This is a genomic window from Brevundimonas sp. (assembly GCF_024711105.1).
Taxonomy (GTDB): domain Bacteria; phylum Pseudomonadota; class Alphaproteobacteria; order Caulobacterales; family Caulobacteraceae; genus Brevundimonas.
In genome coordinates this window covers 1-21,072 of sequence record NZ_JANJTL010000054.1, presented here as the reverse complement: position 1 = coordinate 21,072, position 21,072 = coordinate 1, and the positions used below count along the sequence as shown (strand labels likewise).

The 21,072-nt window shown below is 69.5% G+C and carries 28 protein-coding genes; 18 read left to right on the top strand and 10 right to left on the bottom strand.

What is annotated here, in order from left to right:
• The 3 genes from mutL to lspA form a co-directional block, all read right to left on the bottom strand.
• Positions 1-541, bottom strand: a 541-nt coding sequence (gene mutL / locus Q0M60_RS04390; protein ID WP_296816416.1) for a DNA mismatch repair endonuclease MutL, incomplete at its 3' end; no start/stop codon positions are given.
• A gap of 65 nt (positions 542-606) precedes the next feature.
• The gene (locus Q0M60_RS04385; protein ID WP_296816414.1) at positions 607-1,158 is read right to left on the bottom strand and encodes a DUF3035 domain-containing protein; all 552 of its coding nucleotides are present in this window, start codon (positions 1,156-1,158) and stop codon (positions 607-609) included.
• 53 nt (positions 1,159-1,211) lie between these two features.
• Positions 1,212-1,721: a signal peptidase II gene (gene lspA / locus Q0M60_RS04380; RefSeq protein ID WP_296816412.1), complete on the bottom strand. Its 510-nt coding sequence runs from the start codon at positions 1,719-1,721 to the stop codon at positions 1,212-1,214.
• 74 nt (positions 1,722-1,795) lie between these two features.
• On the opposite strand from lspA, the gene Q0M60_RS04375 reads away from it, so the two are divergent.
• Entirely contained in the window at positions 1,796-2,545 is a 750-nt protein-coding gene (locus Q0M60_RS04375; protein WP_296816409.1) for an SDR family oxidoreductase, read from the top strand.
• On the opposite strand, the gene panC is transcribed toward Q0M60_RS04375, so the two are convergent.
• Positions 2,527-3,384: a pantoate--beta-alanine ligase gene (panC, locus tag Q0M60_RS04370; RefSeq protein WP_296816408.1), complete on the bottom strand. Its 858-nt coding sequence runs from the start codon at positions 3,382-3,384 to the stop codon at positions 2,527-2,529. The genes Q0M60_RS04375 and panC overlap by 19 nt on opposite strands.
• Positions 3,381-4,229: a 3-methyl-2-oxobutanoate hydroxymethyltransferase gene (gene panB, locus Q0M60_RS04365; RefSeq protein WP_296816405.1), complete on the bottom strand. Its 849-nt coding sequence runs from the start codon at positions 4,227-4,229 to the stop codon at positions 3,381-3,383. The genes panC and panB overlap by 4 nt, the downstream gene beginning before the upstream one ends.
• A 138-nt stretch (positions 4,230-4,367) precedes the next feature.
• On the opposite strand from panB, the gene Q0M60_RS04360 reads away from it, so the two are divergent.
• Positions 4,368-4,814, top strand: coding sequence for an aspartate 1-decarboxylase (locus Q0M60_RS04360; protein ID WP_296816402.1), 447 nt, complete (start codon positions 4,368-4,370; stop codon positions 4,812-4,814).
• A gap of 4 nt (positions 4,815-4,818) precedes the next feature.
• Here Q0M60_RS04360 and Q0M60_RS04355 read toward each other — a convergent pair whose 3' ends face one another.
• Positions 4,819-5,715 carry an isoaspartyl peptidase/L-asparaginase family protein gene (locus tag Q0M60_RS04355; protein WP_296816422.1) on the bottom strand — a complete coding sequence of 299 codons (897 nt, stop codon included), beginning with the start codon at positions 5,713-5,715 and terminating at the stop codon, positions 4,819-4,821.
• 81 nt (positions 5,716-5,796) lie between these two features.
• Between Q0M60_RS04355 and Q0M60_RS04350 the strand changes: the two genes are divergently transcribed.
• The 3 genes from Q0M60_RS04350 to Q0M60_RS04340 are packed head-to-tail and all read left to right on the top strand — an operon-like array spanning position 5,797 to position 8,225.
• The gene (locus Q0M60_RS04350) at positions 5,797-6,795 is read left to right on the top strand and encodes an NADPH:quinone oxidoreductase family protein (RefSeq protein WP_296816399.1); all 999 of its coding nucleotides are present in this window, start codon (positions 5,797-5,799) and stop codon (positions 6,793-6,795) included.
• Entirely contained in the window at positions 6,792-7,511 is a 720-nt protein-coding gene (locus tag Q0M60_RS04345) for a 2OG-Fe(II) oxygenase family protein (protein WP_296816396.1), read from the top strand. Before Q0M60_RS04350 ends, Q0M60_RS04345 begins: the two co-directional genes overlap by 4 nt.
• Positions 7,512-8,225 carry a 2OG-Fe(II) oxygenase family protein gene (locus Q0M60_RS04340; protein ID WP_296816394.1) on the top strand — a complete coding sequence of 238 codons (714 nt, stop codon included), beginning with the start codon at positions 7,512-7,514 and terminating at the stop codon, positions 8,223-8,225.
• Here the strand turns inward: Q0M60_RS04340 and Q0M60_RS04335 are convergent.
• Positions 8,197-8,619, bottom strand: a complete 423-nt coding sequence (locus Q0M60_RS04335) for a YkvA family protein (protein ID WP_296816419.1) — start codon at positions 8,617-8,619, stop codon at positions 8,197-8,199. The genes Q0M60_RS04340 and Q0M60_RS04335 overlap by 29 nt on opposite strands.
• 60 nt (positions 8,620-8,679) lie before the next feature.
• On the opposite strand from Q0M60_RS04335, the gene Q0M60_RS04330 reads away from it, so the two are divergent.
• From Q0M60_RS04330 to Q0M60_RS04310, 5 genes are all read left to right on the top strand, one after another.
• On the top strand, positions 8,680-9,465 hold the full coding sequence (locus tag Q0M60_RS04330; RefSeq protein ID WP_296816392.1) for an SDR family NAD(P)-dependent oxidoreductase: 786 nt from the start codon (positions 8,680-8,682) through the stop codon (positions 9,463-9,465).
• A gap of 42 nt (positions 9,466-9,507) precedes the next feature.
• On the top strand, positions 9,508-10,179 hold the full coding sequence (locus Q0M60_RS04325; protein ID WP_296816389.1) for a hypothetical protein: 672 nt from the start codon (positions 9,508-9,510) through the stop codon (positions 10,177-10,179).
• A complete protein-coding gene (locus Q0M60_RS04320; RefSeq protein ID WP_296816386.1) occupies positions 10,176-11,108 on the top strand; it encodes a cation diffusion facilitator family transporter in 933 nt (310 codons plus the stop codon). The genes Q0M60_RS04325 and Q0M60_RS04320 overlap by 4 nt, the downstream gene beginning before the upstream one ends.
• 92 nt (positions 11,109-11,200) lie before the next feature.
• Positions 11,201-11,416, top strand: a complete 216-nt coding sequence (locus tag Q0M60_RS04315) for a hypothetical protein (protein ID WP_296816383.1) — start codon at positions 11,201-11,203, stop codon at positions 11,414-11,416.
• A 40-nt stretch (positions 11,417-11,456) separates the two neighbouring features.
• Positions 11,457-12,509 (top strand): GTP-binding protein, encoded by a 1,053-nt coding sequence (locus Q0M60_RS04310; protein ID WP_296816380.1) that lies wholly within the window; start codon positions 11,457-11,459, stop codon positions 12,507-12,509.
• Here Q0M60_RS04310 and Q0M60_RS04305 read toward each other — a convergent pair.
• Positions 12,506-12,847 carry a hypothetical protein gene (locus tag Q0M60_RS04305; RefSeq protein ID WP_296816377.1) on the bottom strand — a complete coding sequence of 114 codons (342 nt, stop codon included), beginning with the start codon at positions 12,845-12,847 and terminating at the stop codon, positions 12,506-12,508. The genes Q0M60_RS04310 and Q0M60_RS04305 overlap by 4 nt on opposite strands.
• A gap of 96 nt (positions 12,848-12,943) precedes the next feature.
• On the opposite strand from Q0M60_RS04305, the gene Q0M60_RS04300 reads away from it, so the two are divergent.
• Together Q0M60_RS04300 and Q0M60_RS04295 are read left to right on the top strand one after the other, a co-directional pair.
• Entirely contained in the window at positions 12,944-13,384 is a 441-nt protein-coding gene (locus tag Q0M60_RS04300; RefSeq protein WP_296816375.1) for a DUF1330 domain-containing protein, read from the top strand.
• On the top strand, positions 13,381-14,067 hold the full coding sequence (locus Q0M60_RS04295; protein ID WP_296816373.1) for an SDR family NAD(P)-dependent oxidoreductase: 687 nt from the start codon (positions 13,381-13,383) through the stop codon (positions 14,065-14,067). Before Q0M60_RS04300 ends, Q0M60_RS04295 begins: the two co-directional genes overlap by 4 nt.
• 4 nt (positions 14,068-14,071) lie before the next feature.
• On the opposite strand, the gene cobS is transcribed toward Q0M60_RS04295, so the two are convergent.
• Positions 14,072-15,076, bottom strand: coding sequence for a cobaltochelatase subunit CobS (gene cobS / locus Q0M60_RS04290; protein WP_296816370.1), 1,005 nt, complete (start codon positions 15,074-15,076; stop codon positions 14,072-14,074).
• 219 nt (positions 15,077-15,295) lie between these two features.
• Here cobS and Q0M60_RS04285 point away from each other — a divergent pair, with 219 nt between their 5' ends.
• From Q0M60_RS04285 to Q0M60_RS04270, 4 genes are read left to right on the top strand one after another with little or no spacing between them, the layout of a single operon-like run.
• Positions 15,296-15,862: a TetR/AcrR family transcriptional regulator gene (locus tag Q0M60_RS04285; RefSeq protein WP_296816367.1), complete on the top strand. Its 567-nt coding sequence runs from the start codon at positions 15,296-15,298 to the stop codon at positions 15,860-15,862.
• The gene (locus Q0M60_RS04280; protein ID WP_296816364.1) at positions 15,859-16,836 is read left to right on the top strand and encodes an HlyD family efflux transporter periplasmic adaptor subunit; all 978 of its coding nucleotides are present in this window, start codon (positions 15,859-15,861) and stop codon (positions 16,834-16,836) included. The genes Q0M60_RS04285 and Q0M60_RS04280 overlap by 4 nt, the downstream gene beginning before the upstream one ends.
• A complete protein-coding gene (locus Q0M60_RS04275) occupies positions 16,833-17,756 on the top strand; it encodes an ABC transporter ATP-binding protein (protein ID WP_296816361.1) in 924 nt (307 codons plus the stop codon). The genes Q0M60_RS04280 and Q0M60_RS04275 overlap by 4 nt, the downstream gene beginning before the upstream one ends.
• Positions 17,756-18,883, top strand: coding sequence for an ABC transporter permease (locus tag Q0M60_RS04270; RefSeq protein WP_296816358.1), 1,128 nt, complete (start codon positions 17,756-17,758; stop codon positions 18,881-18,883). The genes Q0M60_RS04275 and Q0M60_RS04270 overlap by 1 nt, the downstream gene beginning before the upstream one ends.
• On the opposite strand, the gene Q0M60_RS04265 is transcribed toward Q0M60_RS04270, so the two are convergent.
• A complete protein-coding gene (locus tag Q0M60_RS04265) occupies positions 18,880-19,548 on the bottom strand; it encodes a J domain-containing protein (RefSeq protein ID WP_296816355.1) in 669 nt (222 codons plus the stop codon). The two genes, Q0M60_RS04270 and Q0M60_RS04265, sit on opposite strands and share 4 nt — an antisense overlap.
• Positions 19,549-19,600: 52 nt before the next feature.
• Between Q0M60_RS04265 and Q0M60_RS04260 the strand changes: the two genes are divergently transcribed.
• Both Q0M60_RS04260 and Q0M60_RS04255 read left to right on the top strand, forming a co-directional pair.
• On the top strand, positions 19,601-19,891 hold the full coding sequence (locus tag Q0M60_RS04260; RefSeq protein ID WP_296816353.1) for a BolA family protein: 291 nt from the start codon (positions 19,601-19,603) through the stop codon (positions 19,889-19,891).
• A gap of 145 nt (positions 19,892-20,036) precedes the next feature.
• Positions 20,037-21,072: histidine kinase dimerization/phospho-acceptor domain-containing protein (locus tag Q0M60_RS04255; RefSeq protein WP_296816350.1), on the top strand; the 1,036-nt coding region annotated here is incomplete at its 3' end.

The window sequence follows — 21,072 nt, the reverse complement described above, 5'->3', positions numbered from 1 at the left end:
TGATCTCCTCGGAGATGGCCATGGCCTCGGCCCGCTCGGACTTCATGAATTTGAGCCGGGCGGGGGTGGCGTAGAACAGGTCGCGCACCTCGACCCGGGCGCCGTGGGGCCCGGGGAAGGCGGCGGGGGCGACGGGGCGCTGGTCGCCGCCCTCGACGGTGATCCGGTGGGCGTCGCCGCCTTCCTTCGGGCGGGAGGTTATGGTCAGGCGGGCCACCGAGCCGATCGAGGGCAGGGCCTCGCCGCGGAAGCCGAGCGTGAAGATGCGCAGCAGGTCGACGTCACCGGCGTCGTCCATCTCAAGCTTGGAGGTGGCGTGGCGCTCGACCGCGAGCGGCAGCTCTTCCGGGCCCATGCCCTTGCCGTCGTCGGCGACGAGGATGCGCGACAGGCCGCCGCCCTCCGCCTGGATTTCAATTCGGCTGGCGCCCGCGTCGAGCGCGTTCTCGACCAGTTCCTTGATGGCGCTGGCCGGCCGTTCGACCACCTCGCCGGCGGCGATGCGGTTGACGACCTCGGTCGGGAGCCGGCGGATGCGCATGAGTCGCAGTCTAGCCGCCGTGCGGCGGGCGCGCAGCGGCTATTGCTGTTGGGAAGGGTTGAGGCCTAGAGGCCCGGCAGCTTGATGCCGCCGCCTTCGCGCTGGATCACCACGGCGCGGCCGCCGGTCAGGGCCTGGAGACGCTCCTGCTCGCGGGCCGGATCGATGACGATGCCGCCGGCGGTGGTGGTCGCCCCTTGCGTCGAGGGATCGTCCTGACGCCAGAACATCAGGCGCTCGGCGAAGCTCTCTTCCTTGTGGGCAAGGTCGCCAAACTCGTCGTCGATGACATAGCGGGCCAGCGGGTCTGCGCTGTCGGCGCCGGCGGCCGAGACCAGCGCCTGTTCGCTCGCCGAACGGGTCACGCCCGCGCGGGCGCCCAGCAGGGCCTCACGCGCGGAGCTGGACGGGTCCAGTTCCTGCGGGCGCGGCTCGCCGGGAGTCGGCGGACGCAGCGAATAGTCCGGCGGCACGGTCAGGGGCGCGATCGAAACGACGCGAAACTCGTCCGGCACGACCTTGCTGGCCCCGATCGAGTTGCGGATGGTGTTGCAGGCCGACAGGCCCACCAGGGCCGTACCGGCCAGTAGAATCACGGCGACGCGCGACGAACGCATGGAAGGCTCCGGTTCCGCCTCCCCAGCCCGGGTTGGCGCATAGGGGCGAAGGGTTACTCTTTTTGAGGCTCGGAGCCAACAGGCGCTTCGCGCTCGTGCAGGAAGCTGTCGAGCACCAACAGAGCGACCCCGACCGAGATGGCCGCGTCCGCTACGTTGAAGATGTAGGGGAACATCAGCCCGGAGAAATCCAGGAAGTCGACCACCGCCCCCACGCGGACCCTGTCGATCACATTGCCGAGCGCCCCGCCCATGATCAGGCCGATGGCCACGGCGAAAAGCCGCCGGCTGGCGTTGCGAGCCCACCATCCGAGTGCGACGGCCACCGCGACGGAGAAGATCGACAGGATCCAGCGGCCGCCGCCGTCGGAGAAGATGCCGAAGCTGATGCCGGGGTTCAGCGTGTAGGTCAGGTCGAAGATCGGGCTGATCTCGATGGTCTGGCCGAGCCGCATGTCCAGGCCGGTCAGCACCCACAGCTTGGTCAACTGGTCGAGGACGATCACCGCAAGGGCGGCGCCATAGGCGATCAGGGCGAGGGGATTCAGGCGCGAGAGCGTCATGCCCGCCGGTTAAGGCCAATCGGCGCGAAAGGCAAAGGCTTGGTCGGTCAGGCCCGCCCGGGCTAGATGCGCGCATGGCGACAGCCCTTTTCGATCTGAGCGGACGTACCGCGCTCGTAACCGGCGCGGGCCGTGGACTGGGCCGCGAGATCGCCATCGCGCTCGCCGACGCGGGCGCCGAGGTCCGCTTGGGCGGGCGAACGGTCGCGCCGCTGGAGGAGACGGCCCGGATCGTGGCCGATCGCGGCGGCCGCGCCTCGCCCCTGTCCTTCGACCTGGCCAACGAGACGGCGACCCGAAACGCGGTCCAGTCTCTGGAGAGGCTGGACATTCTGGTCAACGCGGTCGGAATGCGCGACCGGCGTCCGCTGGCCGAGTTTGACATGCCCTCGGTCCGCAAGATGATCGAGGTCAATCTGGTCTCGGCCTTCCTGATCAGCCGCGAGGCCGCGGCCCGGATGGGACCCGGCGGACGCGTCATCAACCTCACCTCGATCGCCGGCCCGATCGCGCGGGCCGGCGACGCCGCCTACACCATGGCCAAGGGCGGGCTCGACGCCCTAACGCGCGGCTTGGCGGCCGAGCTGGGCCCCAGGGGGGTCACGGTCAACGCCATTGCCCCGGGCTATTTCCGCACCGAGACCAACGCCGACTATGCGCGGGACCCCAAGGTCGCCGAATGGCTGTCGCGCCGCACGGCGCTCGGCCGGTGGGGCGAACCGTCCGAGATCGCGGGCGCGGCGGTGTTTCTGGCCTCGGACGCGGCCTCCTACGTGACCGGCCATGTGCTGGTGGTGGACGGCGGCTACCTCAGCCACTTCTGAGCGGCGTCGCCCAAAAGCAGATTGTCGATCAGCCGGGTCGAGCCGATCCGCACCGCCAGCGAGGCCAGGGCGCCGCGAGCGTCGACCGTCTCCAGCTCGGCCAGGGTGTCCGGGTTGGCGATGGAGACATAGTCCGGCCGGGCCAGGGGCTCGGCGGCGAGGACATCCGACATGACCTCGCGCAGCCGGTCGGCGTTTCGTTCTCCGGTCTCGAAGGCGGCCTCGGCGGCGCGAAGCGCCCGGATCAGCACGACGGCCGCGGCCCGCTCGGGCGGGGCGAGGTAGACGTTGCGGCTGGACATGGCCAGGCCGTCCGGCTCGCGCACGGTCGGGGCCACGATGACTTCGACGGGCAGGTCGAGGTCGGCGGCCATGCGGCGCAGGACGGCGCACTGCTGGGCGTCCTTCTGGCCGAACCAGGCGGCGTCCGGTCGGACGATGTTGAACAGCTTGAGCACCACCGTCGCCACGCCGGAAAAGTGGCCGGGGCGAACGGCGCCCTCGAGCGGCGCGGTGACGCCATCGACCTCGACGCGGGTGGAGAAGCCGGCCGGATAGATCTCCTCGACGCCCGGCGTGAAGACGAGGTCGCAGCCCGCTGCCTTAAGCAGGGCGAGGTCCCGCTCCAGGTCGCGCGGGTAGCGGGCCAGGTCGTCGGTCGGGGCGAACTGGGTCGGGTTCACGAAGATGGAGACCGCCACCGCGCCCATCCGCGCCCTTGCGGCGCGCACGAGGCTGAGGTGGCCCTCGTGCAGGTAGCCCATGGTCGGGACGAAGCCGAGGCGGCCGAAGGCTTGGCGGGCCTCGCGGACCTCGGCCCGGGTGGTGAGGACCTTCACCGCTCGCCCGCGCCGTAGACGGCGCCCAGCGCCTCGTCGAGCGTGGCGGAGTCCATCTTCGAGGACTGGGCCTCGGTCGGAAAGGCGCCGGATTCGACGTCGGCGACGTAGGCCGCCACCGCCTCCTTCATCAGGGCGCCGATCTCGGCGTAGCGCTTGGCGTGCCGCGGCGAGCGGCCGTCGAACAGGCCCAGCAGGTCGTGCCAGACCTGAACCTGGGCGTCGCAGTCGGGCCCCGCGCCGATGCCGATGGTCGGGATGGTCAGGCGGCGCGTCACCTCGGCGGCCAGAGCGGCGGGCACCAGCTCCAGCACCAGCGAGAAACAGCCGGCCTCCTGCAGGGCCAGCGCATCCTCGATCAGCCGGCGCGCGCCTTCGGCGTCCTTGGCCTGGACCTTCAGGCCGATCACACCGGCCGACTGGGGCGTGAAGCCGAGATGCCCCATGACCGGGATGCCCAGCTCGACAAGGCGGCGCGCGACCGGGACCACCGAGCCGCCGCCTTCGATCTTCACGGCCTGGACGCCGCCCTCGGTCATGAAGCGGCCGGCGTTGCGGATGGAGGTCGCTTCGTCGACGAAGCTGAGGAACGGCATGTCGGCCACGACCATCGCGCTCTCGGTCGCGCGCACCACCGACTGGCAGGCCCGGCAGATGTCATCGACGGTGACGCCCAGGGTGTTCGGCGCGCCGTGGACGACGTTGCCCATGGAGTCCCCGACCAGCACCACCGGCACGCCAGCCGCCTCGGCGATGCGGGCCGAGGGGAAGTCGTAGGCGGTCAGCATGGCGAAGCGGCGGCCCTCGGCCTTTTGTTTCGCCAGGTCGAAGACGGTGGTCCGCATGGGTGAGCGATCCTCGTTCCGGGGAGGCGGGCCTTATGCCATGCCCACCCGGCCTTCGCACCTGCACAATATTCGGTCGCCGGACGAGCGCCGATCTGCTAGAAGCCGGGCCTCCTCCTCCCCATATGTAATCCTGTCATGAGCAAGATCCGCGTCCTCCGCGCCAAGCTCCACGGCCTGACCGTGACCGGCGCCGACCTCGCCTACCAGGGCTCGATCACCCTCGATCCCCTGCTGTGCCAGCGCGTGGGCATCCATCCGCTCGAGTTCGTGGAGATCTGGAACAAGAACTCCGGCGCCCGGATCATGACCTACGTCATCTTCGGCGAGCCGGGCTCCAACTGCTGCGTGCTGAACGGTTCGGCTGCGCGCACCTGCCAGAAAGGCGACGAGGTGATCATCGCCGCCTCGACCTACGTCGAGCCGGGCGACCTCTACCAGATGAAGCCCAAAGTCCTGGTCTTCGGCAAGGACAACGCCATCATCCAGGAAATCGTCTACGAGGTCGGCCAGACGCCCGAGCTCGAATTCGACTTCCGCATGTCCGACGCCGAAACCGGCGAGCAGCTGATCCCCGGCAAGTAGGCCGTCAGGCCGCCCTCGGCCCTTCGTCGAAGACCGCCACCCCCACCTCGCCGTCGGCGGTGAGCCAGGCGCGTTTCATGCCCTGGCTGTTGTAGGGCATGGCGATGCGGCCTTCGCGGTCGAGCGCAATCAGGCCCCCGTCCCCGCCCAGGCGGCCGATTTCCGCGATGACCGCCTCTGCGGCCTCCGAAATCGAGGCGCCGGCCGCGACCCGCCAAGAGGTCTGGGCGCAGGCGGCGGTGCGCAGGAAGTACTCGCCCTGGCCGGTGCCCGACACCGCCGCGTGGCTGTCGGCCCAGGTTCCGGCGGCGGGCACCGGCGTGTCGCCCACACGGCCTGGCATCTTGCCGAAGACGCCGGCGGTGGAGGTGGCCGCGGCCATCCGTCCCGAGGCGTCCAGCACCACGCAGCCGACGGTGCCGTGCGCCAGCACGCCCGGCGGATGATTGTCGTCACCTTTGCCCGCCTGGGTGAACCAGGTCTCAGGGTCGGCGACCGGCTCCAGCCCCTGATCGCGGCAGAAGGCGGCGGCGCCCTCTCCGGCCAGCAGCACGTGCGGCGTCGCCTCCATCACCCGCCGCGCCGCCAGGATCGGATTGCGGAAGCCCTGGAGCGCAGCCACGGCGCCGGCGGCCTGTGTGGCGCCGTCCATCAGACTGGCGTCCAGCTCATAGGCGCCGTCGAGGTTGGGCGAGGCCCCGCGCCCGGCGACGTACAGGCCTGAGTCCTCGAGCGCGACCACGGTCTCGACCGCGACGTCGAGCGCCGAGGCGCCCGCCGCCAGCCGCTCGCGGGCGACCTTCACCAGGCCGCGCATGTGCGGAACCTCGCGGGAATAGTCGACGCCCCGACGGGCGCCGGCCCCTCCGTGCAGAACCAGCGCGTAGCGACCCATGGTGATTCCCGTACTGACGGCCCCTTTACCCGGGCCCCGGCGGCTGATTAGCGTGCCGGCCTCTTCAACGCGAGCGGGGGTGTTCTGGTGCGCGCGATCCTGTCGAAAGCCGTGGGTGGGCCCGAAACCCTGTCTCTGGAGGAGATGGAGGATCCGACGCCCGGCAAGGGGCAGGTTGTGATCGAGGTGAAGGCGGTCGGGATCAACTTTCCCGACGTGCTGATCATCGAGGACAAGTACCAGTTCAAGCCGCAGCGCCCGTTCGCGCCCGGCGGCGAAATCGCGGGCGTGGTCGAGGCGGTGGGCGAAGGCGTCAAGGGATTTAGGAAAGGCGACCGCGTCGCCGCCATGACCGGCTGGGGCGGCCTGCAGGAGCGGGTGGCGGTCCACGCCGGGCGCTGCATGAAGATCCCCGACGCCATGCCGTTCACGGAGGCCGCCGGCTTCCTGATGACCTATGGCACCGCCTACTACGCCCTCAAGGACCGGGCGGGGCTGAAGGCGGGCGAAACCCTGTTCATTCCGGGCGCGGCGGGCGGCGTCGGCTCGGCCGCCGTCGAGCTGGGCAAGGCCATGGGCGCGCGCGTCGTGGCCGCGGCCTCGACCAACGACAAGGTTCAGTTCGCGCTAGAGCTGGGGGCGGACAACGGCCTGATCTACCCCTCGGGTGAGATGGACAAGGCGGCCCAGAAGGAGCTGTCGGGCGAGATCAAGCTGGCCTGCGGCCGCGACGGCCCGGACGTGGTTCTGGACGTGGTCGGCGGCGGCTACGCCGAGCCGGCGCTCAGGGCCATGGACTGGAACGGCCGTTTCCTGGTGGTCGGCTTCCCGGCCGGCATTCCGGCCCTGCCGCTGAACCTGACGCTGCTTAAGTCGGTGTCGGTGATCGGAGTGTTCTGGGGCGCGCACGTCGAGCGCGAGCCGGAACTGCACGCCGCCAATATGGCCGACCTTGTCCGCTTCTACGCCGAAGGCACGATCCGGCCACGCGTGTCTAAGGTGTTTCCCTTCGCTCGGGCCGGAGAGGCCATCGCGGCCCTGGCCGGACGCAGCGCGCTCGGCAAGGTCGTCGTCGAGGTCGAATGAGCGACTTCGCCTTGAACCCGGCCGTCGATCCGGGCGCGCTCGGTGCGCGCCTTGCTGAGACGGGCCGGCTCCACCTGCCCCGTTTCCTCGCTGACCAGAGCGCCGAGGAAGTCGGCGAGATCCTTCGCTCCGAGCGAGGCTGGTACCGCTCGGTTCATCTCAAGTCCGGCTCCTTCAGCGCGCCCCTGGACGGCGAGGAGCCCATCGAGGCCAAGCATCGCGAATGGCTGGACGCAGCCGTCCTCGACGGTGCGGCGGGCCAGATGCAGTACATCTACGACAGCCGCCGGCTGAGTTCGGAGAAGCGGTTCGGCCTGGCCCGCGGCGACAGGCTGGAGGCCTTCGAGAGCTTCCTGAACGGCGAGGCGGTGCTCGGTTTCATGCGCCGCCTCACCGGCGACGACCGGATCACCAGCTGTGAGGCCCAGGCCACGCGGTTTCTCCCAGGCCATGCTCTTACGGCCCACAGCGATAACGACGGCAAGGGTGCGCGCCTCTATGCCTTCGTGCTCAACTTCACGCGCCCCTGGCGGCCCGATTGGGGCGGACTGCTGCTGTTCCACGGCTCCGATGGTCATGTGGAGCAGGGGTTCACGCCCGGATTCAACAGCCTCAATGTCTTCAGGGTGCCGATGGCGCACGCGGTCAGCCAGGTGGCCAGCTTCGCCCAGGCGCCCCGCCTGGCGATCAGCGGCTGGTTCCAGCAGGAGGTCTGAGTGTCCCTGGCGGTGAATCCGGAACTCGACCTCGGCGCCTTTGCAGAGCGGCTGGCCACGACCGGCCGAGCCCACATCCCCGAGATCCTGACGCAGGCCGCCGCCGAGCGGCTCAGGACCGCGCTCGAGCGCGAAACACCCTGGAGCCGCTCGATCAACATCGGCGGACGCGGCGCTGACGTGCCTGTCGACACCTTCGAACGCTTCCCGCCGGACCAGCAGCATGGGCTCTACCAGCAGGTCTGGATGGAGGCCGAGCGCGCTTTCCAGTACCTGTTCGACCGCTTCCGCATCACCGAGACGCGGGCGGCCGGAGGGCCGGTCCCGTCGGCGTTGATGGAGGCCGACGACTTCCTGAACGGCCCGTTTCTGGATTTCGCGCGCCGCCTGACGGGGCGGGACGAAGCGAGCTTCGTCGACTGCCAGGCGACACGCTATGTGCAAGGGCACTTTCTCACCCGGCACGACGATGCGCGCGAGGACCACGGGCGCCTGTACGCCTATGTCCTGGGGCTGAGCCGCGAGTGGCGGACGGATTGGGGCGGGCTGCTCCAGTTCCTGGGGCCGGACGGGCACGTCGAGGAAGCCTTCGCGCCCGCCTTCAACAGCCTGAACGTCTTCAAGGTGCCGGCCGACCATGCGGTGTCGATCGTGGCGCCGTTCGCCGGGGCGCCCCGGCTGTCGATCACCGGCTGGATTCGGTCTCGTCGCTAGTCAGCCGCGTCAGGGTCTCCTCGGCGCGCAGACGGTGCCGTGGCTTGAGATTGGCGCCCAGCATCGACAGGACCGCGGCGATCACGGCCGCATCGTCCGTGAAACCGACCCCGGCCAGAACGTCGGGAATGGCGTCTGTCGGCAGGACAAAGTAGGCGAGGGCCGCCAGCATGATCCCCTTGGCCGCGGGCGGCGTCTGGGGGTCGCGCGCGCAGTACCAGACGGCCACGAGATCCCGAGCAAAGGGAATCCGGGCGGCGGTCCGAGCCACCTTCGGCCAGAATCCGCGGCGGACACGCGCCTCGTTGACCTGAACGACCGATGGAACCAGGGCGCGGGACGGATCGATCGTCGCCTCGGCCCCATCGGGGGCGGTGTTGGCCTTCCTCGCCATGACGGCTAAATCCTCGCGCTCGGCGCGTTCGCCACTGCTCTGCAACATAGGACAATCCGGATGAAACTCGATGGTTCGATCTCGGCGGTCGTCACCGGCGGCGCCTCGGGCCTCGGCGAGGCGACGGCGCGGGCGCTGGCGGCGCAAGGCGTGAAGGTGGCCGTCTTCGACCTGAACGAGACGGTCGGCACGGCTGTCGCACGCGAGCTCGGCGGTGTTTTCTGCAAGGTCGATGTCTCCTCGGACGAGAGCGTCGACCACGGCTTCGAGAAGGCCCGCGCGGTCAACGGCCAGGAGCGGATCCTGGTCAACTGCGCCGGAATCGCCATCGGCCAGAAGACGGTGGGGCGCGACAAAGCCGACCCTTCGGTCATCAAGGCGCACGACATGGCCGCCTTCGAGCGGGTGCTGCAGATCAACCTGATCGGCTCGTTCCGCTGCCTGTCTCGGGCGGCGGCGGGCATGCTGACGCTGGATCCGATGGATGACGGCGAGCGCGGCCTGATCGTCAACACGGCGTCCGTCGCGGCCCAGGACGGCCAGATCGGCCAGGCGGCCTATTCGGCGTCCAAGGGCGGGGTCTACGCCATGACCCTGCCGGTGGCGCGCGACCTGATGAACGAGGGCGTGCGGGTGAACACCATCCTGCCGGGCATCATGATGACGCCGATGATGGCCGGCATGCCGCAGAACGTGCAGGACGCTCTGGCCGCGTCCATTCCCTTCCCGAAGCGGCTGGGCCGGCCGGACGAGTACGCGTCCCTGGTGCTGGAGATGGTGCGCAACGTCTATCTGAACGGCGAATGCGTGCGCCTGGACGGCGCGATCCGGATGGCCCCGCGCTGAGCGGGCTGGACCGTTACACTATAACATTGTAGGGCGGGGGCCATGTCGCTCCCGTTCGACCTTTCAGGCGATCTTGGCCAGGCGTCCGTGACGTCCCTGGCGGCCACGGGATTCCTGGCGGCGCTGGTGCATGCGGCCCTGCCGACGCACTGGTTGCCGTTCGTGGCGGTGGGCCGTGCGCAAGGATGGCGGACGGCGACGGTCGGCAGTGTCGCGGCCCTGGCCGCACTGGCTCATATCGGATCCACGGCCCTGGTGGGCTCGGCCCTGACGGCCGCGGGCGCGGCGATCCCGCTGGTGACCCGGCTCATGCCCTATGCGGCGGCGGCGGTGCTGGCGGCGTTCGGCCTCTGGTACCTGGCCCGGGCCTGGCGTCGTTCGCCGGCGCTCGCGGGCGTCGGCGCCCAGGCGGCCGAGCGGCCGCGCGTGACGGACGCGACGGCGGCCTGGGGTCTGATCGGGCTTCTGGCCCTGTCTCCGGGCGAGGCGCTCCTGCCCGTCTATGTTGGGGCCGGCGTGCACGGTTGGGGCGTGGTGGCGCTGCTCACCCTGGCCTTCGCGGCCGGGACGGTGGTCGGCATGGTCGCCCTCTCCAGCTTGGCGATGGCCGGCGTGGAACGCTTCCGCCTCCACCGGCTGGCGCGGTATGAAGGTGCGATTCTCGGCCTGGCCCTGATCGCCCTGGCTGTCTTCGTGGCGACCCATCCCGCATGAGCGGATATTCTCACTCCCACGACCACGGCCACTCTCACGATCACGGCCATGCGCACGGCCACCATCATCACGCGCCGCCGGGGGACTGGCGCTATGGCCTGGCCCTGGTCATCAACCTCGCCTTCGTGGCGGTGGAGTTCGTCTATGGCCTGCTCGCGGGATCGACGGCGCTGGTGGCCGACGCCGGTCACAACCTGTCCGACGTCCTCGGGCTGGCCCTGGCGGGCGGGGCGGCCTGGCTGGCGCGCCGGGCGCCGAGCCGCCGGCGCACCTACGGCTTTCGCAAGGCCACCGTGCTCGCGGCTCTGGGCAACGCGGTGCTGCTCATCTTCGTCTGCGGCGCCATCGCCATCGAGGCCAGTCACCGGCTGACCGCGCCGCCGCAGGTCGCGTCCTCGACGGTGATGATCGTGGCCGGCGTCGGCTTCGTCCTGAATCTGGGCACGGCGCTGCTGTTCATGTCGGCCCGTCATCACGACCTGAACGCGCGCGGCGCCTGGCTGCACATGCTGTCCGACGCCGCGGTTTCGCTCGGCGTGGTCGTGGCCGGTGGCCTGATCTTCCTGACTGGCTGGAGCTGGATCGACCCGGTCACCGGCCTGCTCATCGTGGCGGTCATTCTGTGGGGAACCTGGGGCCTGCTGCGCGAGTCGCTGGACATGGCGCTCGACAGCGCGCCTGCCGGCCTGGACGTGGACGAGGTGAAGACGGCCCTGTCGTCCCTGCCCGGCGTGACCGAAGCCCACCACCTGCATGTCTGGAGCCTGTCCACGACGGAGCGCGCCCTGACGGTCCATCTGGTGCGCGACGCGCCTGCGCCGCCCGGATTCCTCGCCGAGACGGCGGCCATGCTGAAGGCCCGTTTCGGCGTCGGTCACGCGACGATTCAGATCGAGACGCCCGGGCGGGACGGCTGCGCTGACTGTTAAGCCTCTGTATTTCTTATAGCCGCGCTCGAACCTTCCCGGACCTAATGTGTTCCGTTGGACAGAAATGAGCCGCCGAAGCGGCGGATTAGGTGATGATTGAAACGGCAGAAAGATTGAAGGAGCAGGCGTCGCGATGCCGCCGGCTGGCGCGAGGACTCGCGCCGGGTGATGTCGCTGACGCCCTGAACGAACTGGCGGGGGAGTACGAGAGCATGGCGCGCGTCGCGGAAGAGCCGCGCAGCTTCGACCCCTCGGATGAGGCTCGTTCGGCGGCGCGCATTCGCGAACGGCGGGGCGACTGGATCTGACGCCTTTCGTCCGGGCCCTTCGCACACTAAGTGACGCGCCATGAACGCGCCCGCCCAGATCCCTGTGACCGTGCTGACCGGCTACCTCGGCGCCGGCAAGACCACGCTCCTGAACCGCATCCTCACCGAGGACCACGGCAAGCGCTACGCCGTGATCGTCAACGAGTTCGGCGAGATCGGCATCGACAACGACCTCGTCGTCGGCGCCGACGAGGAAGTCTTCGAAATGAACAACGGCTGCGTCTGCTGCACGGTGCGCGGCGACCTGATCCGCGTCGTCTCGGGCCTGATGAAGCGCAAGGGCGGCTTTGACGCCATCATCGTCGAGACCACGGGCCTCGCCGATCCGGGGCCGGTCGCCCAGACCTTCTTCATGGACGAGGACGTCAAGGCGAGGACGCGGCTCGACAGCGTCACGGCCCTGGTCGACGCCAAGTACGTCATGCAGCGGCTGGATGACTCGAAGGAGGCGCGCGAGCAGGTCGCCTTCGCCGACCAGATCATCCTCAACAAGACCGACCTCGTGGACGAAGCGGGGCTCGAGGCGGTGGAAGCGCGCCTGCGGGCCCTGAACCCGCTGGCCCCCATCCGACGGGCCGAGCGGGCCAATGTGCCGCTGGATGCGGTGCTGGGCCTGAACGGCTTCGATCTCGACCGCATCGTCGAGCTCCGTCCCCAGTTCGACAATCCGGACCACGGCGCGCCGGGCCACGTCCACGACGAGCACTGCGGCCACGACGACCACCACGAGCACGGCCACGACCATCACCACGGCCCGCGCGGGCATGCGCACCAGGACGACATCAAGGGCGTGTCCCTGTCGCTGGACCGACCCATCGACGGCGCGGCCTTCACACGCTGGCTGGACAAGCTGCTGGCCGAACAGGGCCCCGACATCCTGCGCGCCAAGGGCATCATCGACGTGAAGGGCGAGGACCGCCGGCTGGTCTTCCAGGCCGTGCACATGCTGCTCGAGGGCGACCTTCAGCGCCCCTGGCGCCCAGATGAGCGCCGCTGGAGCCGGGCGGTCTTCATTGGCCGCAACCTCGACGAGGCCGCGCTCAGGGCCGGTTTCGAGGCCTGCGCGGCCTAAGGCGCCAGCGCTTCGAGCCGAGCCAGGCAGTCGGCCTCGGTCCAGCCTCGCTCGCCGGTGACCGTCGGTCCCAGCCAGCCGACGCCGTCTCCGGCCTCGTCGTCATGCAGGCGGTACGCGAAGAGGCGACGCGGCGCATCGGCCTCATGGCCGTCGGCGACGACGCCGCAGGCCGACATCTGCTCGGGCCCATAGACCTCATAACGCACGCTGATGGGCCCGCCGCCGTGCTGGGCCTGCAGCCAGCCGAACGCCGGCTCATCGACCGGCGGCGCGAAGGCGGGCTGGACCAGAGGCGGACAGCCGCCAAGCCCCAGGGCCGCGACCAGAAGCATCATCTGTCGTATCCGCATCACCAGCATCCCGCATAAGCTGCGGCCCGCAGCATCGCGCCGGAAGGGACCGGTGCGCAACAGCTTGATCAGGCGAGAACAATGACCGGACACATCGACCCGACGCGCGAGATCATGGCCCAGTTCCGCGACCTGCCGCTCGATCGGCCCGTCGGCATGATCAACCTGCTCAGGTTTCGCGACCTGGCCGCCTATCCGGACGGGCATGCCGAGGCCGACGCCGGCCACACCGGCGCCCAGGCCTACGGGCTCTACGGCCGGGCCGCCGCCGAGCCCTTCGCCCGGGCCGGGGGGCGCCAGGTCTGGCTCGGTCGGCCCGAACTGACGGTCATCGGCCCGGCGGACGAGGCCTGGGACCTGGCCTTCATCGCTGAATATCCCTCCGGCCAGGCCTTCATCGACATGCTCCGCGACCCCACCTACCGCGAGGCGGTCACCCATCGGCAGGCTGCCGTGGCCGACTCCCGGCTGATCCGGTGTCAGCCATTGTCCGCCGGCAAGGCCTTCGGAGAGAGTTTATGAAAGATCAAACCACTCTGATCGTGGGCGCCTCGCGCGGGATCGGCCTCGGCCTCGCCGAGGAGTATTTGAGTCGCGGCTGGCGGGTCATCGCCACCGTCCGTGACGACGAGGGCGAGGCGGCGCTGAAGGGGCTGCCCGACGCCGATCGCCTGACCGTCGAGCGCGCCGACGTCGCCATCGACGCGGATCGCAAGGCCTTGGCAGGACGCATCGACGGCCCGCTCGACCTGCTGTTCCTCAACGCCGGGGTCATGGGGCCGGCCGACCTGGAGACGGCATCGGACGCCGAGGTCGACCGGGTCATGCAGACCAACGCCTTCGGTCCGGTCCGCCTGGCCTGGGACCTGATCGGCCGCGTGCGCGACAGGACCGGCGTGGTCGCCTTCATGTCCACCGGCTTGGCCTCGATCGCCGACAACACCTCCGGCGGCTACGACGCCTACCGCGCCTCCAAGGCCGCGCAGAACATGCTGGCCCGCAGCCTGTGGGTCCGCGCCGCTCAGCCGCGCGGGATCGCCGTGCTCTCGGTCAATCCCGGTTGGGTCCAGACCGACATGGGCGGCCCCGGCGCCACCATTGACGTCCCCACCAGCGTGCGCGGCATCGCCGACCAGATCGAAGCCAACGCCGGCCGCAACGAGCACCGCTTCATCGGCTGGAACGGTCGGGTGCTGGAGTGGTGAGGGCCTAGCTGACCTTCACCCGCGTCGCCGCCTCGGGCAGGTCCTCTCCGAACGCCCTCTGGTAGAACTCGGCGATGGTGGGCCGTTCCAGCTCATCACACTTGTTCAGGAAGGTCAGGCGAAAGCCCGTGCCGATGTCGCCGCCGAAGATGGTGGCGTTCTGGGCCCAGGTGATGACGGTGCGCGGGCTCATGACAGTCGAGATGTCGCCGTTCATGAAGGCGTTGCGGGTCATGTCGGCGACGCGGACCATGGCCGCGATGGCGCGCCTGCCGTCGGTGGTGTTCCATTCCGGCGCCTTGGCCAGCACGATCTCGGCCTCAACGTCGTGGTCGAGGTAGTTGAGCGTGGTCACGATCGACCAGCGGTCCATCTGGCCCTGATTGATCTGCTGGGTGCCGTGATAGAGACCCGAGGTGTCGCCCAGACCGATGGTGTTGGTCGTCGAAAACAGGCGGAACCACTTGTTCGGCCGGATGACTCGGTTCTGGTCCAGCAGGGTCAGCTTGCCTTGGGCCTCGAGCACGCGCTGGATCACGAACATCACGTCCGGGCGGCCGGCGTCGTATTCGTCGAAGACAAGGGCGATGGGACGCTGGATCGACCAGGGCAGGATGCCCTCGCGGAACTCGGTGACCTGCTTGCCGTCCTTCAGGACGATGGCGTCCTTGCCGACGAGATCGATCCGGCTGACGTGGGCGTCGAGGTTGACCCGCACCATCGGCCAGTTGAGGCGGGCGGCGACCTGCTCGATGTGCGTCGACTTGCCGGTGCCGTGATAGCCCTGGACCATGACCCGCCGGTCGAAGGCGAAGCCGGCGCAGATGGCCAGCGTGGTCTGGGGATCGAAGCGATAGGCCTCGTCGATGTCCGGCACATGGCTGTCGCGCTCGGTGAAGGCCGGCACGCGCATGTCGGAATCGACCCCGAACGCCTCGCGCACCGTCACCTGCCGGTGCGGTTCGAGCGTGAGGAGCGGATCAGGGCTGGCGTCGAGCGGGGAGGTCATGGCGTCCGTTTAGAGCGCGGCGTGAACCGGCTCAACCGGCGTGACCACAGACCGGTTCGCTAGCCAGACCCGCATCAGCTCAAGATTTCACAGAACCGTGCTTTACCGAAGGGTCGGGGCAGAGTATATAACTGACTAGTCAGTTATCAGGACGTGCTCATGTTGCCGCCGGGCGAGCCCAAGTTCCGTCGTCGTCCCGAGGCGCGGCCTAAGGAAATCTTGGAGTCCGCCCTCGAGGTTTTCGCCGAGAGCGGCTTCAAGGCCACCCGCATGGAGGAGGTCGCGCGTCGAGCGGGCGTCTCCAAGGGGGCGGTCTATCTGTATTTTGAGGCCAAGGCCGACCTGTTCCGCGCGGTGGTCCGGGACGCGGTCACGCCCAATATCGAAGCGGTCAAGGCCGTGGCCGAGACCGCGCCCAGCCTGGAGATCGCGCTCCGCGCCGCCTATCCGGCGCTCGCCGCCCGGGTCATCACCGACCGCCGCATCTCGGGCGTCGCGAAGCTGGTCATCGCCGAGAGCCGCACCCAGCCCGAGCTGGCCGCCATCTGGCACGAGACCGTGGTCCTGCCGGGCGTGGAGCTGTTCAGCGACATGATCCGCGCCGCGCAGGAGCGCGGGGAGGTGCGTCCGGGCGACCCGCGCGCCTTCGCCTTCGGTCTCATGGGCCCGATGCTGCTCAGCCTAGTCTGGCGCGAGACCTTCGAGCCGATCGGGGCCACGCCGATCGATGTCCCCGCCCTGGCCGCGCAGCATCTCGAGACGGTCCTAAAGGGGATGAAGCCATGAACCGCCGGCGCCTGTTCATCGGAGTGGTCGTAGCATTGGCCATCGGGGCCGTGGCTTGGGCTGTCTTCCTGCGCGAGCCGGCCAACAGGACCCTGACGGGCTATGTGGAGGGCGACCGGGTCTATCTTTCAGCGCCCGTGTCGGGCGCCGTGACGGCCCTTTATGTGCGTGAGGGGCAGGACGTTCGGGCCGGGGGCCGCACATTCCTGATCGATCCTTCCGTCCAGGCCGCCCAGGCCCAGAGCGCCGAGGCCGCCGTCGGCGCCGCCGAAGCCCGCGCCGACGACCTTCGTCAGGGCCAGCGCCCCCAGGAACTTGACGTCTTCGACGCCGAACTGGCGGCCGCCGAGGCGGCGGAGCGCCAGGCCGAGGCCGACTACGCCCGGATCGAGCCCCTGGTGCGCCAAGGCATCTATGCGCCGGCCCGGCTGGATCAGGTCCGCGCCGCGCGCGACGCCGCCCGGGCCCAGACCGCCGCGGTCCGCAGGCGGCGCGAGGTGGCGACGCTGGGCGCCCGCCGCGACGCCGTGCGCCAGGCCGAGCAGCAGGCCGCCCAGGCCCAGGGTGGGCTGAGGGAGGTCCAGGCCCGCCTCGATCAGCTGTCGCCCGCCGCGCCGACGGACGCCCATGTCGAGGAGGTCTTCTTTGAGCCCGGCGAATGGGCGCCGGCCAACCAGCCGGTCATGGCGCTGCTTCCCGACGACCGGGTGCGCCTGGTCTTTTTCGTGCCGGAGGCCGAGCTGGCCCGCTATCGGCCGGGCGGAACAGTGCGCTTCACCTGTGACGGCTGCGGCGAGCCGATGAGCGCTGTCATCCGCTGGATCAGCCCTCGGCCAGAGTTCACGCCGCCGGTTCTCTACGCCCGGGGCTCCAGGGATCGGCTGGTCTATCGCATTGAGGCCACGCCCGAGGTCGGCCGCCGTCTGAACCCTGGACTGCCGGTCGACGTCGAACCGCTGGCGGGCCGGCCGTGAGCGCCGTCATCGACGTGCGCGGCCTGAACAAGTCGTTCGGGGCTCTGCACGCGGTGAGGGACTTCGGCATCACCGTCGAGCGGGGTCGCATCTGCGGCTTTCTCGGTCCCAATGGCGCGGGCAAGACCACCACCCTGCGCATGCTGTGCGGCCTGCTGACGCCAGACAGCGGTGAGGGGACGGTGCTCGGGTTCGACGTCATCCGCCAGGCGCGCGAGATCAAGCGCCGCGTCGGCTACATGACCCAGAAGTTCTCGCTCTACGAGGACCTGACCATCGAGCAAAATCTGATGTTCGTCGCGCGGGTCCATGAGCTGGCCGACCGCAGCGCGCGCGTGCAGGCGGCGCTTGAAAGACTGGGCCTGGAGGCGCGCCGCCGCCAGCTGGGCGGCACGCTGTCGGGCGGCTGGAAGCAGCGGCTGGCCCTGGCGGGCGCCACGCTCCACGCGCCGGAGCTGCTGCTGCTCGATGAGCCCACGGCCGGCGTGGACCCGGAGGCCCGCCGCGCCTTCTGGGACGAGATCCACGCCCTGGCGGCCGAGGGCGTCACGGTCCTGGTCTCCACCCACTACATGGACGAGGCCGAGCGCTGTCATGAGATCGCCTACATCGCCGGCGGCCGGACCCTGGCGCGCGGCGTGGCCGAGACGGTGATCGCCGAGTCCGGCCTGATCACCTTCAACGCCGAGGGTCCCGGCGCGGACCGGCTGGCGCCCGAGCTTCGAGCCAGGGCGGGCGTGGACATGGCCGCCGCCTTCGGGACGACCCTGCACGTCTCCGGCCGCGACCGCGCCGCCCTGGAGGCCGCCATCGCCCCCTATCGGAAGGCGCCCCTGACCTGGCGGGAGGTCCCGCCCACGCTTGAGGACGTCTTCATCCAGCTGATCGCGGACCTGCGGTCCGATCGGACCGCCGCCTGATGTTCTCGCTCACCCGCACCTGGGCCATCCTGGTCAAGGAGTTCGTCCAGCTGACGCGCGACCGGCTGACCTATGCGATGATCCTGGTCCTGCCGGTCATCCAGCTGATGCTGTTCGGCTATGCGATCAACGACGATCCCCGCCGCCTCCCGACGGCGGTGCTGGTGCAAGACAATGGCGCCTTCTCCCGCTCGGTCCTGACCGCCCTCACCAACTCAGGCTACTTCGACGTGACGCTTGAGGCGCGCAGCCAGGCGGAGCTGGACCGGGCGCTGGAACGGGGCGAGGTCCAGTTCGCGGTGATCATCCCCGGTGACTTCACCCGGCGAGTGGTCCGGGGCGACGAGGCCCAGATCCTGATCGAGGCCGACGCCGCCGATCCTTCCGCGACCTCCGGGGCCGTGGCGGCCCTGTCCGCCCTGCCGCAACAGGCCCTGGCCCGCGACCTGACCGGGCCGCTGGCGGCGCGGCAAGGCGGCGCTGCGCCGTTCGAGGTGGTCGTGCACCGCCGCTACAATCCAGAGGCGATCGGCGCCTACAACATCGTGCCGGGCCTGCTGGGCGTCATCCTGTCCATGACCCTGGTCATGATGACCTCGCTGGGCATGGCGCGCGAGCGCGAGCGCGGCACCATGGAGGGGCTTCTGGCCACGCCGGCGCAGCCGCTCGAGGTCATGGCCGGCAAGCTGGCGCCCTATGTCCTGGTCGGCCTGATCCAGTCGGCCGTGATCCTGATCCTGGCGCGGGTGCTGTTTTCCGTGCCCATGCAGGGCGGCTGGATCGCCTTCGGCCTGGGCCTGACCCTGTTCATCGTGGGGTCGCTGGCGCTCGGTTTTCTCATCTCGACCGTCGCCCGCAGCCAGCTGCAGGCCATGCAGATGAGCTTCTTCTACGTCCTGCCGTCCATCCTGCTGTCCGGCTTCATGTTCCCGTTTCGCGGCATGCCGGAGTGGGCCCAGGCGCTGGGGACCGCCATCCCGGTCACCCATTTCCTGAGGGTGGTGCGCGGCTCGCTGCTGAAGGGGGTCGGCCTCGAGAACGCAGGCCCGAGCCTGTTCGCCTTGGTGGTCTTCGTGCTGGCCGTCTCGACCCTGGCGATGCTCCGCTACCGGACCACCCTGGACTAAGCCAATCCCGCCTTCTTCAGCGTGCGAAAGGCGGCGAGCACCCGCTGGAGCTTGTCCTCGGCGCCGCGGTCGCCGCCGTTCATGTCGGGGTGACAGCGCTTGATGAGGTCGTGGTAGCGCATGCGGATGCGGGCGGCGTCGACGCCGGGCTCCAGGTCGAGGTCGGCCAGGGCCTTGCGCTCCAGCTTGCCGAGGTGCGCGCCCGGCTCCGCCGCCGGCTCGGCGCGACGACGGCTCGAGCCGAACACGTCGAAGGTGTCCCGCCAGGAACCGGTCCCCGCGTTGCTTCCCGTTCCGAACTTTGCTGCGAAAGCGGCGGCCTCGCGCGACAGCTTGCCGGCCTGCATCTTCCAGGTAGGGCGGCCGCCTGTGGTCAGCTCCTCCTCGCGGCGAGCGCGGATCTCGCCCTCGCTCATGCCGGCGAAGAAGTTCCAGTTCTTGTTGTATTCGGCCGCATGCGGCTGGCAGAATTCGTAATAGGCGCCCGGCATGTCGCGCGACTTGGGCGCACGCGCGCCGGCCGCCTTGAGGCAGCCCGGCCATTCGCAGGCGACCTCGCCCGGCTTCAGGCGCAGGACATCGGCTTCGGCCGCCTCCTCGCCGGGCCTCGGCGGCTTGACGCGGATGTCGGTGAAACGCGGGGTGTATTGAAAGGCGTCGTCCATTCCTCGCAAGTGTAGGCGCGTTCGCGCCGCCTTCAAGGAAAGGACCCCAGGAATGAGCGAAGGACCCGTCGCTGCGTCAATTCGCGCCAAGCTGCAGGCGGCGTTCGATCCGATCGAGCTGGAGATTCTCGACGACTCGGCGCGCCACGCCGGCCATCATCACGAGGGTGGCATGGATGGCCGCGAGGGGGGCGAGAGCCATTTCAACGTCCGCATCGTGTCCGACGCCTTTCGCGGGAAATCGCGCCTGGAGCGTCAGCGGGCGGTGAACACCTGTCTCGCGGATCAGCTGGCCGGACCCGTCCATGCCCTGTCCATCCGGGCGCTAGCGCCGGACGAGTGACGGACAACCGACACAACCGCGTTCACCTCGTCTTAGAACTCAGGGACTTAGGATCGCCGCTACCTTTGGGAGAGGGTGGAGGGATCGTATGGCTGGACCCGAACCGACATCGGGCGGAACCGCGCGTCCCCACGAGCCGTCCGTCATGCGTCAACCGCAGAGCGAGGCGGCCCAGGCCCTGTCGGCGATTCTCCAGACCCAGTATCTGCGCTACGGCCTGATTCTGAGTTGGGGCCTGGCGTTGGGCGCGGCGCTCGGTCCGGCGCCGGCCGCCGGCTGGCTGGCCCTGACCCTGTTCGCGGGCTTCGTGCGCGGCTGGTTTGAAAAGCGCGTCGCCGCCCGCGTCGGCACGGGCTACGGCCTGATCTTCCCGGCGGTCGCCACCGCCACCACCGTCGCCTGGGCGGTCGCGCCGATCATGGCCTGGTTCTCCGGCGCGCCGTTCGGCCAGCCGCTGGCCCTGGCCTTCATCGTCAGCGGCTATCTCTTGGTCTTCACCCAGCTTCGCTCCAGCCCACGGCAGGCGATGGTGATTTCATCGCCCTATTCGGTGGTCTGCGCGGTCATCGCCGCCAGCCTGTGGGGTTCGGATCAATTCTGGCCGTTCGTCGCCTGCCTGCCGTTCATCGGCGCTGGCCTGTTCGTCCACGTGGTCATGACTCTGATGAAGGAGGCCCGTATCAAGGCCTTCCAGGAGCACCAGGCCCACCTCATCGAGGAGCTGGAGGCCGCGCGTGACCGCGCCGACGCCGCCAACACGGCCAAGTCCGCCTTCCTGGGCGTCATCTCGCACGAGCTGCGCACGCCGATGAACGGCGTGCTGGGCGCTGCCCAGCTGCTGTCGGCGACGCGCCTTGATTCGACCCAGCGCGAGTACGTCTCGATCGTACGCAACTCGGGCGACAGCCTGCTGGCGCTGCTCAACGACATCCTCGACATGACCAAGATCGAGGCTGGCAAGATGACCTTCGAGGTTGTCGACGTGAACGTGGACGACCTGCACAAGCGGGTCATCGGCCCCTTCCAGGCCCAGGCCGAAGCCAAGGGGCTGACCTTCACCACGCGGCTCGAAGGCGAGATTCCCGCAGTGGTGCGCGGCGACCCGCTGCGGGTCTGCCAGGTGATTCACAATCTGCTGTCGAACGCCGTCAAGTTCACCGACGCCGGGGAGATTCTGTACA

Excerpts from the sequence above, each read along its gene's own strand:
- Q0M60_RS04385 (WP_296816414.1), bottom strand. The coding sequence starts at position 1,158 with ATGCGTTCGTCGCGCGTCGCCGTGATTCTACTGGCCGGTACGGCCCTG.
- lspA (WP_296816412.1), bottom strand. The coding sequence starts at position 1,721 with ATGACGCTCTCGCGCCTGAATCCCCTCGCCCTGATCGCCTATGGCGCC.
- Q0M60_RS04375 (WP_296816409.1), top strand. The coding sequence starts at position 1,796 with ATGGCGACAGCCCTTTTCGATCTGAGCGGACGTACCGCGCTCGTAACC.
- panB (WP_296816405.1), bottom strand. The coding sequence starts at position 4,229 with ATGCGGACCACCGTCTTCGACCTGGCGAAACAAAAGGCCGAGGGCCGC.
- Q0M60_RS04360 (WP_296816402.1), top strand. The coding sequence starts at position 4,368 with ATGAGCAAGATCCGCGTCCTCCGCGCCAAGCTCCACGGCCTGACCGTG.
- Q0M60_RS04345 (WP_296816396.1), top strand. The coding sequence starts at position 6,792 with ATGAGCGACTTCGCCTTGAACCCGGCCGTCGATCCGGGCGCGCTCGGT.
- Q0M60_RS04335 (WP_296816419.1), bottom strand. The coding sequence starts at position 8,619 with ATGGCGAGGAAGGCCAACACCGCCCCCGATGGGGCCGAGGCGACGATC.
- Q0M60_RS04330 (WP_296816392.1), top strand. The coding sequence starts at position 8,680 with ATGAAACTCGATGGTTCGATCTCGGCGGTCGTCACCGGCGGCGCCTCG.
- Q0M60_RS04325 (WP_296816389.1), top strand. The coding sequence starts at position 9,508 with ATGTCGCTCCCGTTCGACCTTTCAGGCGATCTTGGCCAGGCGTCCGTG.
- Q0M60_RS04320 (WP_296816386.1), top strand. The coding sequence starts at position 10,176 with ATGAGCGGATATTCTCACTCCCACGACCACGGCCACTCTCACGATCAC.
- Q0M60_RS04315 (WP_296816383.1), top strand. The coding sequence starts at position 11,201 with ATGATTGAAACGGCAGAAAGATTGAAGGAGCAGGCGTCGCGATGCCGC.
- Q0M60_RS04310 (WP_296816380.1), top strand. The coding sequence starts at position 11,457 with ATGAACGCGCCCGCCCAGATCCCTGTGACCGTGCTGACCGGCTACCTC.
- Q0M60_RS04305 (WP_296816377.1), bottom strand. The coding sequence starts at position 12,847 with ATGATGCTTCTGGTCGCGGCCCTGGGGCTTGGCGGCTGTCCGCCTCTG.
- Q0M60_RS04300 (WP_296816375.1), top strand. The coding sequence starts at position 12,944 with ATGACCGGACACATCGACCCGACGCGCGAGATCATGGCCCAGTTCCGC.
- Q0M60_RS04295 (WP_296816373.1), top strand. The coding sequence starts at position 13,381 with ATGAAAGATCAAACCACTCTGATCGTGGGCGCCTCGCGCGGGATCGGC.
- cobS (WP_296816370.1), bottom strand. The coding sequence starts at position 15,076 with ATGACCTCCCCGCTCGACGCCAGCCCTGATCCGCTCCTCACGCTCGAA.
- Q0M60_RS04280 (WP_296816364.1), top strand. The coding sequence starts at position 15,859 with ATGAACCGCCGGCGCCTGTTCATCGGAGTGGTCGTAGCATTGGCCATC.
- Q0M60_RS04270 (WP_296816358.1), top strand. The coding sequence starts at position 17,756 with ATGTTCTCGCTCACCCGCACCTGGGCCATCCTGGTCAAGGAGTTCGTC.
- Q0M60_RS04265 (WP_296816355.1), bottom strand. The coding sequence starts at position 19,548 with ATGGACGACGCCTTTCAATACACCCCGCGTTTCACCGACATCCGCGTC.
- Q0M60_RS04260 (WP_296816353.1), top strand. The coding sequence starts at position 19,601 with ATGAGCGAAGGACCCGTCGCTGCGTCAATTCGCGCCAAGCTGCAGGCG.